Consider the following 1,672-nt stretch of genomic DNA (forward strand, 5'->3'; position numbering starts at 1 on the left):
CACATCCTGATGCGCATAGGCAGCCAGATCCACCTCACGCACCCGACCCACCACCTCAGCAAACGACGGATCACCACCAAGACCGACCCGCAACACCAACGTATTGACAAAAAACCCGACCAGATCATCCAACGCCGCCGCACCCCGACCCGCCACCGCCGTCCCCACCGGAATATCAACCCCCGCACCCAACCGCGACAGCAACACCGCCACCGCCGCCTGCACCACCATGAACAACGTCGCCTGCCCCGCCCGCGCCACCTCCACCAACCGCCCATGCACCCCCGCACCCACCCGCACCGGCACCGCCCCACCCCGATAACTCGCCACCGCCGGACGCGGCCGATCCACCGGCAACACCAACTCCACCGGAAGACCCGCCAAAGCAGAACRCCAATACCCCAACTGCGCACTCAACAAACTACCCGGATCAGACTCACTCCCCAACACCGCACGCTGCCACAACGCATAATCCGCATACTGCACCGGCAACCCCACCCACGACGGCGCCCGCCCCGACAACCGCGCCGCATACGCCGCCGACAAATCACGCCCCAACACCCCCATCGACCAGCCATCCGCCGCAATATGATGCACCACCACCACCAGAACATGCTCCCGCGCGGACACCACGAACAACGACACCCGCCACGGCAACTCCCGCCCCACATCAAAACCCCGCCCCACCTCCGCCCGCAGCAACAACGGCACATCCTCCGCCGCCACCTCCACCACCGACAACACGGGAGAGCCCTCCCGCACCTCCTGCCGGGGAACGCCGCCGGTATCGGGAAACACCGTCCGCAGGCTCTCGTGTCGCAACGCGACGTCGCCCAGCGCCGCCCGCAGGGCCGCCACGTCGAGGTCGCCGCGCAGCCGCAGGACCAGCGGAATGTTGTAGACCGCCGCGCCGCCCTCAAGCCGGTTGAGGAACCACATCCGGGTCTGGCCGTACGACAGCGGAACCACCGCCGGGCGGACCGCCCGGACCAGCGCCGCCCGGGGCCGTCCGCCGCCGTCGAGCAGCCGGGCGACGCCCGCCGGCGTCGGCGYGRCGAACAGCTTGCGGATGTTCACCTCGACGTCCAGCRYSKCCYGSAYSCGSGCGATCAGCCGCATCGCGAGCAGGGAATCGCCACCCAGCTCGAAGAACCCGTCGTCGACCCCCACCCGATCAAGCCGCAACACCTCCGCAAACAACGAACACAACACCTCCTCGACCGCGGTACGCGGCGCCCCCCCAGTCACCAACCCACCGAAATCCGGCGCCGGCAACGCCCCACGATCAAGCTTGCCATTAGGCGTCACCGGCAACGCCGGCAACGCAACAACCCCCGCCGGAACCAGATACTCCGGCAACCGCTCCGCCGCGAACTCCCGCACCGCACGACCATCAACATCCCCCGGCACCACATAACCCACCAGATACCTGTGACCCGGCCGATCCTCCCGAGCCACCACCACCACCCGAGTCACCCCCGGAAACACCGCCAAAACCRCCTCAACCTCACCCACCTCAACCCGAAACCCACGAATCTTAAGCTGCGTGTCCGCCCGCCCCACRAACACCAACTCACCAGCAGCAGTCCACCGAACCAGATCCCCCGACCGGTACATCCGCTCCCCAGACCCGGAAAACGGACACGCCACAAACCGCTCACCGGTCAACCCC

At 67.7% G+C, this 1,672-nt stretch carries 1 pseudogene; it reads right to left on the minus strand.

Annotated features, from left to right (window positions below):
* A pseudogene (locus Manayef4_RS02915) lies at positions 1 to 1,617 on the minus strand (condensation domain-containing protein); the annotation flags it as partial.
* Positions 1,618 to 1,672: the final 55 nt, after the last annotated feature.

Source organism: Frankia sp. CgMI4 (assembly GCF_001756285.1).
Taxonomy (GTDB): Bacteria; Actinomycetota; Actinomycetes; order Frankiales; family Frankiaceae; genus Frankia; species Frankia casuarinae.